Source organism: Gemmatimonadaceae bacterium (genome assembly GCA_016720905.1).
GTDB lineage: Bacteria > Gemmatimonadota > Gemmatimonadetes > Gemmatimonadales > Gemmatimonadaceae > Gemmatimonas.
The window spans coordinates 37,433-54,188 of record JADKJT010000008.1 but is presented as its reverse complement, the minus strand read 5'-3'; the positions used below and the strand labels follow the sequence as shown (position 1 = coordinate 54,188).

General features: G+C 63.4%; 17 protein-coding genes. 13 read left to right on the top strand and 4 right to left on the bottom strand.

What is annotated here, in order from left to right:
* Positions 1–25: 25 nt before the first annotated feature.
* Positions 26–1,024, top strand: a complete 999-nt coding sequence (locus tag IPP90_08815) for an SDR family oxidoreductase (GenBank protein MBL0170816.1) — start codon at positions 26–28, stop codon at positions 1,022–1,024.
* A complete protein-coding gene (locus tag IPP90_08810; GenBank protein MBL0170815.1) occupies positions 1,024–2,259 on the top strand; it encodes a dicarboxylate/amino acid:cation symporter in 1,236 nt (411 codons plus the stop codon). Before IPP90_08815 ends, IPP90_08810 begins: the two co-directional genes overlap by 1 nt.
* Positions 2,260–2,285: 26 nt before the next feature.
* Here IPP90_08810 and IPP90_08805 read toward each other — a convergent pair whose 3' ends face one another.
* Genes IPP90_08805 through IPP90_08795 form a run of 3 tightly spaced genes read right to left on the bottom strand, consistent with a single transcriptional unit; the run spans position 2,286 to position 4,208 of the window.
* Positions 2,286–3,080, bottom strand: coding sequence for a cyclase family protein (locus tag IPP90_08805; protein ID MBL0170814.1), 795 nt, complete (start codon positions 3,078–3,080; stop codon positions 2,286–2,288).
* A 49-nt stretch (positions 3,081–3,129) separates the two neighbouring features.
* Positions 3,130–3,696, bottom strand: a complete 567-nt coding sequence (locus tag IPP90_08800) for a thiamine pyrophosphate-binding protein (GenBank protein ID MBL0170813.1) — start codon at positions 3,694–3,696, stop codon at positions 3,130–3,132.
* Positions 3,693–4,208, bottom strand: coding sequence for a sulfopyruvate decarboxylase (locus IPP90_08795; GenBank protein ID MBL0170812.1), 516 nt, complete (start codon positions 4,206–4,208; stop codon positions 3,693–3,695). The genes IPP90_08800 and IPP90_08795 overlap by 4 nt, the downstream gene beginning before the upstream one ends.
* Before the next feature lie 140 nt (positions 4,209–4,348).
* On the opposite strand from IPP90_08795, the gene IPP90_08790 reads away from it, so the two are divergent.
* From IPP90_08790 to IPP90_08740, 11 genes are all read left to right on the top strand, one after another.
* Complete coding sequence (locus IPP90_08790) at positions 4,349–5,524, top strand: aminotransferase class V-fold PLP-dependent enzyme (GenBank protein MBL0170811.1); 1,176 nt, start codon at positions 4,349–4,351, stop codon at positions 5,522–5,524.
* On the top strand, positions 5,521–6,867 hold the full coding sequence (locus IPP90_08785) for a sodium-dependent transporter (protein MBL0170810.1): 1,347 nt from the start codon (positions 5,521–5,523) through the stop codon (positions 6,865–6,867). Before IPP90_08790 ends, IPP90_08785 begins: the two co-directional genes overlap by 4 nt.
* A gap of 29 nt (positions 6,868–6,896) precedes the next feature.
* Positions 6,897–7,448 carry a molybdopterin adenylyltransferase gene (mog, locus tag IPP90_08780; GenBank protein MBL0170809.1) on the top strand — a complete coding sequence of 184 codons (552 nt, stop codon included), beginning with the start codon at positions 6,897–6,899 and terminating at the stop codon, positions 7,446–7,448.
* Between the two features lies 1 nt (position 7,449).
* The gene (locus IPP90_08775) at positions 7,450–7,647 is read left to right on the top strand and encodes a Trm112 family protein (protein MBL0170808.1); all 198 of its coding nucleotides are present in this window, start codon (positions 7,450–7,452) and stop codon (positions 7,645–7,647) included.
* 35 nt (positions 7,648–7,682) lie between these two features.
* Positions 7,683–8,213, top strand: a complete 531-nt coding sequence (locus IPP90_08770; GenBank protein ID MBL0170807.1) for a DUF1572 family protein — start codon at positions 7,683–7,685, stop codon at positions 8,211–8,213.
* On the top strand, positions 8,210–9,343 hold the full coding sequence (locus IPP90_08765) for a cystathionine gamma-lyase (protein MBL0170806.1): 1,134 nt from the start codon (positions 8,210–8,212) through the stop codon (positions 9,341–9,343). The genes IPP90_08770 and IPP90_08765 overlap by 4 nt, the downstream gene beginning before the upstream one ends.
* 12 nt (positions 9,344–9,355) lie before the next feature.
* Positions 9,356–9,709, top strand: coding sequence for a hypothetical protein (locus IPP90_08760; GenBank protein ID MBL0170805.1), 354 nt, complete (start codon positions 9,356–9,358; stop codon positions 9,707–9,709).
* Positions 9,709–10,875 (top strand): dipeptidase, encoded by a 1,167-nt coding sequence (locus IPP90_08755; protein ID MBL0170804.1) that lies wholly within the window; start codon positions 9,709–9,711, stop codon positions 10,873–10,875. Before IPP90_08760 ends, IPP90_08755 begins: the two co-directional genes overlap by 1 nt.
* A gap of 26 nt (positions 10,876–10,901) precedes the next feature.
* Positions 10,902–11,312, top strand: a complete 411-nt coding sequence (locus IPP90_08750) for a hypothetical protein (GenBank protein MBL0170803.1) — start codon at positions 10,902–10,904, stop codon at positions 11,310–11,312.
* A 142-nt stretch (positions 11,313–11,454) separates the two neighbouring features.
* Positions 11,455–14,571, top strand: a complete 3,117-nt coding sequence (locus IPP90_08745; GenBank protein MBL0170802.1) for a TonB-dependent receptor — start codon at positions 11,455–11,457, stop codon at positions 14,569–14,571.
* A gap of 19 nt (positions 14,572–14,590) precedes the next feature.
* A complete protein-coding gene (locus IPP90_08740) occupies positions 14,591–15,967 on the top strand; it encodes a hypothetical protein (GenBank protein ID MBL0170801.1) in 1,377 nt (458 codons plus the stop codon).
* Positions 15,968–16,014: 47 nt separating this feature from the next.
* On the opposite strand, the gene IPP90_08735 is transcribed toward IPP90_08740, so the two are convergent.
* The gene (locus IPP90_08735) at positions 16,015–16,719 is read right to left on the bottom strand and encodes an ABC transporter ATP-binding protein (GenBank protein ID MBL0170800.1); all 705 of its coding nucleotides are present in this window, start codon (positions 16,717–16,719) and stop codon (positions 16,015–16,017) included.
* Between the last annotated feature and the right edge of the window lie 37 nt (positions 16,720–16,756).

The following is a 16,756-nucleotide window of genomic DNA, read 5'->3' as shown; positions in this document are numbered from 1 at the left end:
CTTCCGTCGCCGATCCCCTGAAACCATGACTGATTCCGCCCTCGCCAACGTGCTGGTAACCGGCGCTTCCGGGTATCTCGGCCGCTTGCTGATCGCCGAATTGGCGGCGCGGCGCGGGGAGGGGCACGTGGGGATTGTGGTGGCGGCTGACATTCGGGCGGCCACCGCGCTGCCCGCCGGCGTGAGATTCGTGCAGCATGACGTGCGTGATGACGGACTCGCGGATGTGCTGCGTTCGTTCGGCGTCACCTGCGTGGTGCATCTGGCGTCCATTGTCACGCCGCCGAAGGGGAGCACGCGCACATTCGAGTATTCGGTGGATGTGACGGGCACACAGCGTGTACTCGAGGCCTGCGTGGCGGCCGGCGTGCAACGCATTGTGGTCACGTCCAGCGGCGCGGCGTACGGCTATCACGCGGACAACCCCGCCCGGATCAGTGAGGACGCGCCGATTCGTGGCAACGAATCGTTCGCCTACAGCTGGCACAAGCGACTCGTTGAAGAGATGCTGGCTGAGTACCGCGCGCGGTTTCCGGCGCTCAAACAGGTGGTCTTTCGCGTGGGCACCATCCTGGGCGCGACGGTCAATAATCAGATCACGGCGCTGTTCGAACGGTCGCGCTTGCTCGCCATTCGCGGGTCGGATTCGCCATTTGTGTTTGTGCACGACGCGGACGTTGTGGCGTGTCTGGTACGTGCGGTGGATTCGCCGGTGGTGGGTGTGTTCAATGTCGCTGGCGACGGCGCGCTCACCATCGGGGAGATTGCGGCATTGCTGGGCAAACCATTGCTGACACTGCCCGCGTGGCTGTTGCGCGCGGCGCTGGCGGTTGCCCGTCCGCTGGGGCTGTCGCGCTATGGTCCGGAACAGGTGGACTTCCTGCGATATCGGCCGGTGTTGCACAACGACCGTCTCAAGCGCGTGTTCGGCTATACACCGGCGCTGACGTCGCGTCGGGCGTTTGATCTGTGGCGGGTCGGGTCGCAATCGCGCGGGGCCGGTCGGACGCGTAGTTTGGCCTGATGTCGCTCACCATGCGGGTTCTTGTCGCGCTCGTTGCCGGGCTCGCGCTCGGCGTCGGCGTTTCTGTCGCCGACAGCGCGATGCTCACCACACTCGCACAGTGGGTCGAGCCGCTGGGCACGCTGTTCATCAACGCCATTCGCATGACGATCATTCCGCTCGTGGTATCGAGCCTGATCGTGGGCGTGACATCGGCGCCGGACACGCGCACCATCGGGCGATTGGGCGGTCGCGCCTTGGTGTTCATGCTGGTGAGTCTGGCCATTGCGTGTTCGCTGGGCGTGCTGGCTGCCGGACCGGCGTTTTCGATGCTGTCCATCGACCCGGCGGCGTCTGCGGCGCTGCGAGCGAGTGCAAGCGCCGGGGTCAAGACAGCGGGCACGATGCCCTCGTTTGGTCAGTGGCTTGTTGATCTGGTGCCTGCCAATCCAATCAAATCGGCTGCCGATGGGGCGATGTTGCCGCTCATCATCTTCTCCATTGCGTTTGGTGTCGCGCTGTCGCACATCGAGACCCGGCGGCGCGCGTCGGTGGTGCGGTTCTTTGAGGGCATTCTCGACGCCTCGATCACGCTGGTACGCTGGGTGCTGACGCTGGCGCCCATGGGGGTGTTCGCGTTGGCCGTGCCGCTGGCCGCGCGCATGGGACTCAGTGCCGCTGGCGCATTGGCGACGTACATCGCGGTGGTGTCCGTGCTCACCACCGTGCTGATTGTGCTGTTGTATCCGGTCGCGGTGATTGGCGGCCGCATGAAACTGCGCACGTTTGCGCGGGCCGCATTGCCGGCACAGGCCATGGCGTTCAGCGGACGTTCGTCGTTAGCGGCGCTGCCGGCCATGATCACGGCCACCCGGGATACGCTGGCGCTGCCGCCGCAAATTGCCGGATTTCTCGTGCCGCTGTTGACCGCCACGTTTCGCATTGGTGCCGGCGTCGGACAAACCGTACCCATTGTGTTCATCGCGCATCTCTACGGGATCTCATTGGGGCCGGCGCAACTGGCCACCATCGCGGTCACGGCGGTCATTGTGTCATTCTCGGTACCCGGCATTCCGGGTGGCACCATTATCGCCATGGTGCCAGTGCTCATGGCGGCAGGACTGCCGATTGAGGGGGCGGGCATCATGCTGGGTGTCGATACGATCCCCGACATGTTTCGTACCACCGCGAACGTGACGGGTGACCTGACGGCAGCGGTGGTGTTGGGGAGAGGAGAGAACGAAGTAGGGGCGTAGGCAGTACAAGAGCAGGAAGTAGTCTCTTACTCGCTACGTCGTAGTCCCTTCTCTATCAACGCCAGCACTCGTAATGGACTGCCGCTGCCGTTCACCAATTTGAGTGGTGCGGCGATGACCACGCTGCCAACGGCGGGCAGTGAATCGAGATTGCACAGCGACGCGAGTCCGACTTTGCCGTGGCCGTGCATGATGGTGTGATTGGGAAACGGCGGTGTGAACATGCCGGCCTGACCGGCGTCCGTGCCGATGGTTTCCACGCCCACGCCCAGTACATCACGGTCGGTAGCGAGGAGTTCCGACGTGAGCTGGTGAAAGCCCGGCGTGTGGGGACCGTGTTCGTCGATGTTCATGAAGTCGGCACCGGTCCGTTTGCTCCAGTCAGTGCGCAGCAACACCCAGGCTCCGGCAGGAATCCGGCCATGTGTCCGCTCCCACGTGGCGAGGTGTTCCGGCGTGAGCAGAAAGTCGGCGTTCGCTGCGCATTCCTTCGACACATCGATCACGCACGCGGGTCCGATGAAGTGTCCCGGCGGAATGGTGTCCGTGGCGTTGTGCGGCAGATCCTTTCCCGTGACCCAATGCACCGGCGCGTCAAAGTGCGTGCCGGTGTGCTCGCCCATGGTGATGGTGTTCCAGTACCACGCGGGCCCCTTGTCGTCGTACCGGGAGATGACGTCCATAGTCACGCCCGGTGACGGCGCGAACATGGGTGGGAGTCCAATCACCTGCGTGTCGGCGCCCAGCGGAATGGTGAGATCCACCACTTCAATGCGCCCCTGCGCGAGATCGAGCACGAGTTGCTGCAGTGTGTGCGACACGAGTTCTCCGGCGGTTGACCAGCGCGATAGATGACGGTGCTGCGACGTATTACGAGCGGGTTCGAAGGTGACGGGCAAACTGAAAACGATTCTCGAGCAGGGCGAGATCGGTCACGTATCCGCTGGGACCCTCGGCGTCGACTTTCGCCACCAGCGTTGTGAGTTCGTGCGAGGCAATCGCCGCGTCGAATGCCAACGAGAATTCCTCAATCGTACGAACCGTGGCGGTGCGCGGCACGCCAGCCGACAACGCCATACCCGCCAGGTCGGTCCCCGTGGCCGTGGCCGTCGGGAAACCGCCCACCGACAGCAGCGACTCGTTGTCAAACACCACGTGCAACAAGTTCGCGGGACGATAGCGGGCGAGCGTCGTGAGCCCGCCAAGATTCATCAACACGGATCCATCGCCATCAAACACAATCACGCGCGTGCCGGGTTTGCCAAGGGCGATTCCCAGTCCCACCGACGACGCCAACCCCATCGCGTGTTGCAGGTAAAAGAAATTCTCGCGATGACCCAGCGACTGCAGTTCGGCAGCCACGGCGCCCATGATTGTGACCACCACGGTGTCGGCCGGCCGATCGTACACTTCGCGCAACGCGTCAAGGCGCTTCATGCCTCCTCCCACATCAGGTCGCGTCCCAGCAACAAGGCCACTGGACGATTCGCGGAATACGCGAGCGTCATGGCTTTGGCGATACGGCTGGGCACCTGGTCTCGCGTATCGAGTGATTCGTAGGGAATGCGTAGAGCATCCAACACCGGCTTGGTCACCAATCCACCTTCGGTTTGCCACGGGTCGCGTTCGCCAAACCATCCGCGATGCGAGATGAGCATGAGCAGCGGAATACGATACAACTGGGCGCACGAGACAATGCCGTTCACCGACTGCAGAAATCCGTGGTTCTGCATCAGCATGACCGATTTGACGCCGGCCAGATGCGCGCCGGTAGAGATGCCCACGCCCTCTTCCTCCTTGGCCAATCGCACCAGCGTCATGGCGGGGTCGTCATCGGCCAGGCGAATGAGATGCACCAGCCATGTCTCGGGGAGCGCCGAGATGAGGGTAACTCCCGCCGACGTGAGTGCATCGTAGATGACCCGCGAGGAGTCGATCGAAACAGGCATGGGGGAGTAGTGAGAGCGGCGCGCGCGCCGGGAGCGAGATTGCCGCACCTGCGGCGCATGGGGCGTTCGGTATTGTAGCCCGCAGATTATCGGCGCGCACCCCTGCGCGCGGCGGTTCCCGGTGTCATGTTCTGACCGCAATGTCACGTCCTCATTCGCTCGCACCCACCATGACCGTACCTGGCTACGATCTCGCGACGCTGCGCGCGCAGATTCCGTTGCTCGCGCATACCGTACCGCTCAACAACTGCTCGCAGGCGCCGCTCACCGACATCTCGCGCGCGGCCGCCGATCGGTATCTCGATTCGTGGAACCGGCACGGCATGGATTGGGATGGGTGGATGCAAGAGGTCGAAGCGGCGCGTAGCGTCTTCGCCGCGCTCATCAATGCGTCAGCCGATGACGTGGCCGTGGTCTCGTCGGTTTCGCATGCCACGTCGGTGATCGCGACCGCGCTGCGCTTCGACGACGGTCGCAACGTGATTGTGGCCAGCGGTGCCGAGTTTCCGACCGTAGGGCACGTGTGGTTGGCACAACAGGCGCGCGGTGCGACGGTGCGCTGGGTGCAGTTCGCGAACGGCGAGATACCGCTGGCGTCGTACGCTGAGGCGATTGACGAGCATACCGCAGTGGTGTCGGCGGCGCATGCGTACTATCAAACCGGCCTCGTGCAGGATGTCGCCGCGATCACGCAACTGGCGCACGCCCGCGGCGCGCTCACGTATGTGGACGCGTACCAGTCGATGGGCGCCGTGCCCATTGACGTGCGCGCCATGGATCTCGACATGGTGGCGTCGGGCACGCTGAAGTATCTCATGGGGACACCGGGCATCGCGTTCCTGTACGTGAAGCGCGCACTGATCGAGCGACTCGAACCACTGATCACCGGTTGGTTTGGGCGGGTGAATCCGTTTGCCTTCGATGCCACGCACTTGGATTGGTCGCCCAACGCGTCGCGCTTTGATGGCGGCACGCCCGCGCTGTTCAGTGCCTATGTGAGTCGTGCATCACTGGAGTGGCTGCAGCAGATTGGCGCGCAACCCATTCACGAGTGGACGCAGCACCTTTCACGGCGCCTGATTGACGGCGCGCACGAGCGTGGACTGACCATTCTTGGCCCCGGTCACGACGCGCCGAAAACACCGACCACGGCATTCGGGTGCGCCGATGCGCATGCAGCGGAACATGCCATGCGCGACCGCGGATTCATTGCCTCGGCGCGCGGGCCGGCCATTCGGCTGGCGCCTCACTTCTACAACACTGAACATGAAATCGATCGCGCGCTGGATGCGCTGGCCGACGTGCTGCGCCCATGACTGAATCACGCGCCTCTGAATCGCGTGCGACATTCGCGTCACGACTTGGCACGATCCTCACGATGGTGGGCGTGGCGGTGGGCTTGGGCAACGTGTGGCGCTTCCCGTATCTCGTGGGGAAGTTTGGCGGCGCGGCGTTCGTGATGTTTTACATATTCGTCGCCGTCGTAATTGGCATTCCGGCGTTGATGGCCGAGTGGTCACTGGGGCGCGCCACGCGACGCGGAACGCTGGGGGCGTTTGAGCGCGGTGGGTTACCCGGTGGACGATTCGTGGGCGGCGCATTGTTCTGTGTGGTTGTCGCGGCGACAGCGTATTACACGAATGTGGTGGGATGGGTGCTGTATTTCGCGTTGGGCGAACTGATCGCCATGGGTGGTATGACGTTGAATGCTGCCGCCATTCTGCCACCGCAATCGGGGTTCGATCTCACGTCATTCGCGCTGCAGGTGGCGTGCACCAGTGTGGTGATTGTGTCTTGCGCGATCGTGCTTGACCGCGGACTGCGCGCCGGTATTGAGCGTTCGAGTCAGATTATCATGCCCACGTTGTATGTCATTCTGCTCATTCTCATCGTGCGTGCGGTCACGCTGCCCGGGGCCGGCGCTGGACTCCAGTGGTACCTCGGCAAGTTTGAATGGCACGACCTTACGCCGAGCGTGATGGTAGCGGCCATGGGGCAGGCCATCTTCTCGTTGTCGTTGGGTGGCACGTTCATGGTGACGTACGGGTCGTATCTCGGTGATGGTGAGCCGTTGCGTGGGAGCGCTGGCTGGACCGTGTTTGGCGACACCGCCGCCGGCATCATGGCCGGTCTGGTCATTTTCCCGGCGGTATTCGCATTTGGCATGGAGCCGGCGTCGGGACCGCGACTCTTGTTCGACACCATTCCCCGCGTGTTTGCGCAGATGCCGGGCGGCGCGTTTTTCGGACTGCTCTTTTTTCTCGGTCTGTTCGGCGCGGCCTATCTGTCGGATGTCGCGGCGTTCGAAGTTCTCATTGCCGGCGTGGTGGACAACACGCGACTCACGCGTCGCCGTGCGGTGTGGTTCATGGCACTCATCGTGTGGATCGTATCGCTGGTGCCAATGCTCAACCTCGACATCTTCGTAACGTGGGACCTGACCTTTGGATCGGGCATGCAGACGCTTGGCGCCCTGCTCACGGTGCTTACGGCGGGATGGTTCCTGAAACGCGGCGCGCTGTTGGAACAGTTTGGCGAGCCGGGGATCCCGCGCACGGTGCTTGTCTCCATGGTGCGCTATGTCATTCCTGTGGCGATGCTGGGGGTTGGGGCATGGTGGATGCTGACGGATGTGCTCGGCGTGGTGAAGGGGGTGTAGCGCGCTGCCGGAGATACTAGCTTCCAGTCATGCCCATTTCCGCTCATCCGGCCGCGTATCCCATAGGCGTGGTGACCATTTCCGATCGCGCCAGCGCCGGGATCTATGAGGATCGTTCGGGACCGGCCATTGTCTCGGTGCTCGAACGCTGGATTGGCAGCGCGTGGAAACCGGTGATTCGCGTGATTGCCGATGAGCAACCGCTCGTTGAGGCGACCCTGCGAGAGCTGGCTGACGACGTGCATTGCGCGTTCATCGTGACCACTGGTGGCACCGGACCCGCGCCGCGCGACGTGACACCTGAGGCTACGGTGGCGGTGTGCGATCGGCTGTTGCCCGGATTCGGCGAACAGATGCGCGCCGTATCGGTGAGAACGGTTCCCACGGCTATTCTGTCACGACAACTGGCGGGGACGCGCGGAGGCTCACTGATTCTCAATCTGCCAGGCAAGCCGGCGGCCATCGAGGAATGTCTTGGCGCCGTGTTCGCCGCTATTCCCTATTGCATCGATCTCATTGGTGGACCGCGTTTCGAGACGACCTCGGACGCGCCTGCTGCGTTTCGTCCGACAGGAGCCTGACATGACCGTATCACCTGAGTTGCTCAAGATTCTCGTGTGCCCGAAGTGCAAGGGCGCGTTGGACTATCGCCTGAGTCCGTCGGAAGTGTTGATCTGTCGCAGTTGTCAGCTCGTGTATGACGTGCTGGATGGCATTCCGGTCATGCTGATCGATGAAGCGCGCGCGTTGGATGGCGCCGAGTTTCCAGCGACGGTTTGACGTCGTTGATTCAGGCAATCTCAGGAGACGAGTCCATGGATTCCCGCGATGTGCTGCGCGACACAGTACTGCGATTACTGCTGCGCGACCTGGCCGCGCTCCAGCGTGAAGTCACGGCCTATCCCGACGACGCGTCGCTGTGGCGCACTGCGCCTAGCATCTCGAATTCCGGAGGTACGCTGGCGCTCCATCTGGCTGGCAACCTGCGCGGATTCATTAGTTCGGTGCTTGGCGGCAGCGAGTACGTGCGCGATCGCGAGCGGGAGTTCACCGCCACCGGCTTGTCGCGCGCCGACGTCACGCTCGAGCTGGCTGATGCGGAGATTCAGGTGATGCGTGCGCTGAGCACACTCGACCTCGCGCAACTGGACGTTGAGTATCCGCACGCCGTGATGGCCACGCGGTTGCGCACCGATGTCTTCCTGATGCATCTGGCCTGTCACGCGTCGTATCACCTGGGACAGATCGACTATCATCGGCGGTTGATGACCGGCGATAGTGCGACCGCGAAGACGCTCAGCATTCCGGCGTTGGTGGAGCCGTTACCGGACTACCGGGCCATATGAGCGCGGACCACGACGTGCGCCACGCATGGCACGATGGCACGAAGGTAGTGCATGCGGGATTGCCGCCCAGGCAGGCTGGCGCCCCGTATCTTCCCGGACCCACGTTTGCCGCGCCGTACCACACGCCCGGCAATCCGGCGGATTCCGCATTCACGTACGGACGATTCCACAATCCCACGTGGCAGTTGTATGAGCAGGCGCTGGAGACGCTGGAGGGCGGACCGGCCGTCTTGTTTCCGTCGGGCATGGCCGCCAGCGCCGCCGTGCTGGCGACGGTCCTCAAGCCCGGCGACAAACTGGTGATGCCGGCGGAGAGCTACTACACCACGCGACTCATCGCCACCGAGCATTTTGCGCCGATGGGGATCGAAGTGGTCTCGGCACCAACGGCGAATGACGCGCAGCGCGCGCTCCTGCAGGGCGCCCGATTGTTGTGGTTGGAGTCGCCCACGAATCCCGAGCTCGATGTGTGCGACATTGCCCGACTCTGCGAGGCGGCGCATGCTGCCGGCGCGCTGGTCGCGGTGGACAACACCACGGCGACACCGTTGGGGCAGCGCCCCTTGGCCTTGGGGGCGGACTTCGCCATCGTGTCCGACACCAAGGCCATGACGGGCCACGCCGATCTCGTCCTCGGCCATGTGGCCACCAAAGATCCACTGTGGGCGGAGACCGTACGGACCTATCGCACCCGGATGGGTACGATTCCCGGACCCATGGAAGTGTGGCTTGCGCATCGCTCGTTGGGCACGCTGTCCGTGCGCCTGTCGCAACAGTGCGCATCGGCACTGGAAATTGCGGCGTACCTGGCGGCGCACCCCAAAGTGTCGCGCGTCCGGTATCCGGGGCTGCGGTCCGATCCGGCGTTTGCGACGGCGTCGAAACAGATGACGATGTTTGGACCCGTGATCGGATTCGAACTGGCCGACCGTGAGTCGGTCGAACGATTCTTCGCGGCATCGGCGCTGGTGTTTGAAGCGACCAGCTTTGGCGGTATTCACACCAGCGCGGAACGACGGGCGCGGTGGGGCGCGGACGCGGTGAGCGAGGGATTTGTGCGACTGTCGATCGGGCTGGAAGACGTGCGTGACCTGCGGAACGATTTCGCGGTCGCACTTGGTGCGGTCTAGGAGACGAGACCCATGATCAACGATGTGGAGTCCCGGGCTTTCCGAACCAAGGCGCTGATCGGATCAGCGATTGCCGTGATCATCGCCCTTGCGGGATGGCGGGCGCTTTCCACTGCCACGCAGCGCGGGCTTGACCGTCTGGCGGCCATCGACCGGGTGCGCGCGCAGTGTGAGCGTTCCTGGAGCGCCGCGCGAACACGGGCCGACACGCTGCAGGTTGATGGGTTCGCGCTCTCCGACACCATCGATCCGCGTTCGGAGGGGGTGCTCGACCGGTGCGGCGACCTGAGAGACCGCACCGCGGACGCGGGACGTGCGAATCCCCGCGAGATGAATGGGCAGCCGATGCCGCGCGGTCTCCGCTGATGGCTACGCGTGGTCGGCGAGTGCTGGTGTTAGTGGTCGTGCTGGTGGTCGCGGCGTTCGCCGTGGTGCCTGGCAAAGTCGACGGGGACATGAATCGCGTGCTCACGACAACGCCACCGGCGCCATCGGCGGCAGGGCTGGCGCTCCATCGAACACTCTTCGTGGCCGATCTGCATGCCGATCAGCTGCTGTGGGCGCGCGATCCACTCGCGCGCGCCACGCGTGGTCATGTGGACGTGCCCCGCCTGCAGGACGGCAATGTGGCGCTGCAGGTGTTCTCGGTCGTGACGAAGACACCGCGCGGCATCAACTACGATCACAACACTGACGAAACCGATAACATCCTGCTCCTGGCCATCGCGCAACGGTGGCCAATCGCCACGTGGCGGAGCCTGCGGGCGCGGGCACTGCATCAGGCTGATCGCCTGCATGATGCGGCGAGGCGCTCGAAAGGCATGCTCACCGTGATCGAAACGCAAGCGGATCTGGCGGCATTCACGCGACGCCGCGCCACCGCGCCAACATTGGTCGGCGGATTGCTGGCAATCGAAGGACTCCACGCACTCGACGGAAATCTCGCCAACGTCGACACGTTGTTCGAGGCCGGGTTCCGCATGATGGGGCTCACGCACTTCTTTGACAACGAGTTGGGCGGCAGTGCGCACGGCGTCAGCCACGCCGGTCTCACGCCCTTTGGTCGCGAGGTCGTGCGTCGCATGGAGCACCGTGGCATCATCGTCGATCTCGCACATACGTCGCCGCAGATGAAGCTCGATGTGCTGGCGATGGCGACGCGACCAGTGGTGGTCTCCCATGGCGGCGTCGCCGCCACCTGTCCCGGTCCACGCAATCTCACCGATGATCAGTTGCGCGCGATTGCCGCGAACGGCGGTCTGGTGGGGATTGGCTACTGGGATGGCGCGGTGTGCGAAATGACCGTGCCATCCATCGTGCGCGCCATACGGCACGCGGTCACCGTGATGGGTGTCCAGCATGTGTCACTCGGGTCGGACTTCGACGGCGCCACCACCGAGCCTTGGGACACCCGGGCGCTGGGGCTGGTGACCGACGGTCTGCTGCAGGATGGATTTTCGTCTGACGATGTGCGTCGGATCATGGGCGGCAACGTGCTGGCGTTTCTTGCCCGACAGCTTCCAGTGCACTGAATGCCGTCTCATTGCGGCGAGGCAACATGCTGAGCAAGCGAGTCTTTGCGGTTGGTCTGTTGTTGGTCGCTGCCGGGTGCGCGCGACGTCCCCAACCCGATGATTCCGTCTCTTCGAACACGGCGTCTCGCGGATCCGATGTCATCACGGCGCGGGAACTCTCCGATCCTTCCGTCAGCGGTGGAGACGCCCTGGAAGCGGTCCGTCGGCTCCGCCCGCGATTCCTGGCGACGCGAGGCGCCGGGAGCATTCGAATTGCCAGCGCCGGAACTGTCCACATCTCCGTCCATGGCGGCCCACTGCTGAATCTCAGCGAATTGAGCCGCATGCGCCCGAGTGAAATCGCGGAAATCCGCTATCTGAACGCGACCGATGCCACCCAACGGTTTGGGACGCTTGCAGGAAGCGGCGCGGTGCTGCTCGTCAGGATCCGGTAGCCATCTCGGCAGCGCTGGCGGGCTTGCTTGCTGGCTGGAGGGACGGACCGTACAATTTTGGGGACCGAGCGACATCCCCTGGCATCTGGCGCCCGGCACGGTAGGCCTCCCCTGTACGCCCACCCCTCCCAATGAGGCGCCCATGGACTTCCGGCAACGGAGTCGCGGCAATCGATTGCGCTCCATCATCACGACGCTGGCATTGCTCACCGTCAGCACGACCGCCGCATCGGCGCAGCAGGCGACGCTGTCCGGGCGTGTCACCACGGGGGTCGGCCTGCCGCTCTCGGACACGCGCGTGGTCGTCATGGGCACTACGCTGGGCGCGATGACAAGCGCCGAGGGACGATACACGATCCGTGGCGTGCCGCCTGGTGCCGTCGAAATCCGCGTGTCGCGTGTTGGATTTCTCGAGCAGAAGAAAACCGTCACGATCACGGCTGGCGGCACCGCGTCCCTCGACTTCCTCATGGTCGCCACGGCGGTCAAGCTCGATGAAGTCGTGGTGACGGCCACTGGTGTGCAGCGGAAAGCCGAGATCGGCAACTCCGTTTCGGTGATCGACGTGTCGCAGCGAGTGCAGGAGACGCCAATCCACAACATGGGCGATCTGCTGGTAGCCAAGGCGCCTGGGCTTTCCGTACTTCCCGGCAATATGAGCGGCACCGGTGCCCAGATCCGCATTCGTGGACTCAACTCGGTGAGCCGATCCAATGCGCCGATCTATATCATCGATGGTGTGCGCATGGACGGTGGCAGTGGTGGCTTCGGCGTCGGCGGCTCGAACTCCAGCCGGTTGAACGACATCACACCCGAGGAGATCGAAGATATCTCCGTCATCAAAGGTCCCTCTGCGGCCACACTGTACGGTACCGATGCGGCGAACGGCGTGATCATCATCAAAACCAAAGGCGGGCGTCGAGGCGCCACGCGCTATGCCTACACGGCGGAGCGCGGGCGGATCACCGATCCGAACGCGTATTGGGACACGTTCGCAATATGGGGCCATACGCCGGCGAACCCGGGCGTGCAGACCCGGTGCATCCTCCCCACAATTGCGACCGGCGCCTGCATCAAGGACAGCGTGACGACGGCCAACATCATGCGAGACAAGGCGCTGTCGCCTATTGGCACCGGCGATCGCAGCCTGTATGGAATGCAGGTCTCGGGTGGATCGGAGGTGGTGCGGTTCTTTGTGAGCGGCAACTATGAGAACGAGATCGGGCCGATTCGCATGCCGGATATTGACGCCCAGTATCTGGAATCGAAAAAAGTCGCGGTCCGCAGTGAGTGGCAGAATCCGGAAGCGCTGCGGCGGACGTCCATTCGCGCCAACCTCAATGCGACCCTGAGTCCCAAGCTCGATCTCGCGGTCAGCTCCTCGTTCCTCAAGTCCAATCAGCGCCTGCCGCAAGTCGACAACAACGTCAACAGTTTCTACTACAACGCCTATACCAATCCCGGGTTCATCAGGGGATATACGTGTACGGCCCCGTGCTCGGGGCTCGGCTACTCCGGTATCGGGAATCTGGGCCAGCCGCTGGGCGGCTGGGCGCAGTTCACACCCGGTGACGTGATGCAGTTCACGACGTTGGAGGATATTTCGCGCATGATTGGAAGTGTCAGCGCGAACTGGCGTCCGTTCAGCTGGCTGCAGAACGACGCCACGACCGGCGTCGACGTCGTGATGTTCGACAATTTCCGACTCTGCCGACTCAATGAGTGCCCCAATTTCGGCACGCAGCGGCAGGGCTCCATCGGCGACACGCATGGCCTGAATCGCATCTTCACCGCGAATCTCCGTAGCGCCGCGACGCGGGCCGTCACGACGTGGTTGACGGCGACGGCGACGGTCGGCGCGGATTACAACAACAATCAGACCGAGAACAGCAACGCGAGCAGTACACAGCTCTCCCCCGGCGGACAGACGGTTGGCTCAGGGGCGGTGAAGAGCGCCTCGAATCAATCACCGACGGCGACCAAGACACTCGGCTACTTCGGTCAGCTGCAACTGCGCATCCAGGACCGGCTGTTTCTCACCGGTGCGATGCGCGGCGACCAGAACACCGCCTTTGGCACGCAGTACAAGAGTGTCAGATATCCTTCCGCCCAGATCGCGTGGGTTGCCTCGGAAGAGTCCTTTTTCCCGAAGCTGAGTTTCCTGAACGAATTCCGGCTGCGCTCCGCGTACGGCTCGTCGGGTGTTCAACCCGGTGCGACGTCGGCGCTTCGCCAGTTCAGCGCGTCCACCGTGAGCCTCACGAGTGACCAGACGGCATTGCTGGCGTCCGCCATCGGCAATCCCAAGCTCAAGCCGGAAACGACGACGGAATTCGAAGCGGGCTTCGACTCGCGCTGGCTGAGCGACCGCGTGAACCTCGAGCTCACCTACTACCGGAAGCAGTCCAAGGACGCGCTGATCAATCAGAACATCGCCACCTCGTCCGGCGCGCCGGTTGGCAGTGTGCTGCGCAACCTTGGCGCGGTGCGCAATACCGGTCTGGAAGTGTCGCTGAAAACACAGATCATCGATGGCGAACAGTTTGCCTGGGACATCACAACGGGCGCGTCGCGCAACAAGAACAAGCTCATTACGCTGGGCCTCGACGACAACGGAAAGCCAATCCCGACAATCGGCACGGTCACCCGGCAGCAAGAGGGATACCCGCTCAACAGCTTTTTCTTACAGAAGTACACCTACACCGACGCCGACAACAACGGCCTCATTTCGGTGAACGAAATTGCGCTGGGCGACACGGGCACCTACGTGGGGTCGGCGCTGCCCACCGACCTGGTGACGATCCAGAGTGGCTTCGACCTACTGAAGCGCAAGCTTCGCATCACGGCGTCGCTTGACTATCGGGGCGGGTTCACGCTGTTCAACAGCGGTGGCAACTTCCTGTGCGGACAGACGGACTATTGCGCGGCGAAGTCGGACCCCAGCGCGTCGCTGTTCGAGCAGGCGCGCCAGGTCGCGGCAAACTTCGCCAACCCGAAGACCCAGTACGGATACTACGAGAAGGGTGATGCCTGGCGGTTGCGCGAAATCTCGGCGGTCCTGCGGCTCCCCCGCAGTCTCGCGACCCGCATGCGGGCATCCGAGGCAGATCTGCAACTCGGTGCGCGCAACCTGAAGCTGTGGACCAAGTACACGGGGCAGGATCCCGAAGCGAACTACAGTCAGGGCGACGTGCAGCAGGACTTCCTGACGACGGCACCGCGCAAGTACTACACCGCCCGCATCAATCTCCGCTTCTAACCCACTCGAGGACGATATCATGAACACGCATATCTATCGCGTTCGAATCGGAGTCGCTGTCGGGGTGGTGGCCCTGGCAGCTGCCTGCACGAGCTTCACGGATGAATTGCTTGAGCCGCAGCAGCCGGGCGTCATTGGACCGGAAGCGACGGAGTCTCCGACAGCTGCCGACGCCCTGCGAAAGGGGGCCTTGAGTCGCCTGCGTCAGGCGACGGTGGGCGGCGAGAGCATCTGGTTGCTGGCCGGCCTCATGACCGACGAATGGAAATCGGGTGACACGTTCTCGCAGCGCAACGAAACCGATCAACGGGTCGTACAGACCAACAACGCCAACGTGTCGGCCATGTACGTCACGCAGCACCGGGCACGCGGCGGCGCGTACGACGCCCTCGCGGCGCTCAGAACGTTCATCCCTGACACCGTTTCCAAACAGGCTCAGATGTACTGGGTGATTGGCACGGCCGAGTTGGGGTTGGCGGAGAACTTCTGCAGTGGTGTGCCCTACGGATATCTGGTGGATGGTGTGCCGACCTACACCAATCCGTTGACCAGCGCGCAGGGGTTTGCGTTGGCGATGACACATCTGGATTCCGCGCTCGCCCTGGCCACGGCCACCGACACGTTCACCGTCTCGGTCCGGAACGCGATTCAGCTGACACGAGCCCGCACGTTCGTGAATATGGGGGGCGCCGCCAACTTCGCCGCGGCGGCCACGGCGGCCGCCACGGTTCCCACCTCGTACCAATACCTGCAGACGTTTTCCCTCACCACCGCCGACAACGCCGTGTGGTCGCTCAACAACAGCGCGAAACGATGGGTGGTGGGTGACAGCTTTGACACCGGTGGCATCATCCAGAATGCCATCCCGTTTGCTTCAGCCGGCGATCCTCGCGTTCCCAAGACCGGGACGACCTTGAACAGCAGTCTGCTCAAGGCGTTCGATACCAACACGTGGTTTGTCCAACAGACCATTTACGGGCGCACCGATCCGGTTCCGTTGGTCACGGGAATTGACGCGCGACTCGTGGAGGCCGAGGCCAAGTTGCAGGCGCAGGATATCGCGGGCATGATGACCATCCTGAATGCGCTGCGCACCACGTCGCAGAAGATCGGCGTGTATGTGGTGCCGGTCATGGCTCCTCTGGCAACACCGGCGTCACAATCGGCCGCCGTGGATTTGTACTTCCGCGAAAAAGCCTTCTGGGCATTCAGCCGTGGACAGCGGCTGAGCGACATGCGTCGCCTGATTCGTCAGTACGGCCGCTCCCAGTCCGCCGTGTTCCCGTCGGGGCAGTTCTTCAAGGGTGGCGTGTACGGCACCGATGTGAACTTCCCGGTCACCACCGACGAAACGCCCAATCCGAATTGGAAGGGTTGTATCGACCGCGCCGCATGAGCGGTGCCGAGGCACGGACAATCGTCCGTGCCTCGGCCAGCGGTCGCCTACTGTACCGCCAACGTCTCGGCGTCCACCACCTTGCCGTCGAACAGACTCACCTCGCGATCCGCATGCCTCGCGTAGCGGGAATCGTGCGTGACCATGCAAATGGTGGAGCCGTGTGAATTCAGTTCACGCAGCAGGTCCATCACCGCCTCACCGTTCTTGGAGTCGAGGTTTCCGGTCGGCTCGTCGGCCAGCAGAATTGCCGGATCACCGGCCACCGCACGGGCCACGGCGACGCGCTGCTGCTGACCACCAGAGAGCTGCGGCGGGTAGTGCTTGGCCCGGTGGGTCATGCCCACGCGATCCAGCGCGGCCTGTACCCGATCGCGACGCTCGTTGGCATTCATGTCGCGGTACGTGAGCGGCAGTTCGACGTTCTCAAACACGGTCAGGTCGCCGATCAGGTTGAAGGCCTGGAAGATGAAGCCGATCTCGCGATTGCGAACACGCGCGCGATCAACGGGCGCCAGGCGCGCGGCCGAGGTGCCGTTGATGTAGTACTCCCCGGCGGTGGGCGTGTCGAGCAGCCCGAGGATGGAGAGCAGGGTGGTCTTGCCGCACCCCGATGGACCGGAAATTGCGACGTACTCGCCCTTCCTGATCTCGAAGTGCACATCGGCCAGTGCGTGCGTCTCCAGTTCATCCGTGTAGAAGACCTTCTTGATGCCGGTCATGCGAATCAGCGCGTCGGTGGTCTCAGCCATGTCGTGCTCCGGAACGGGTGGAGAATGTGGGTTGCGA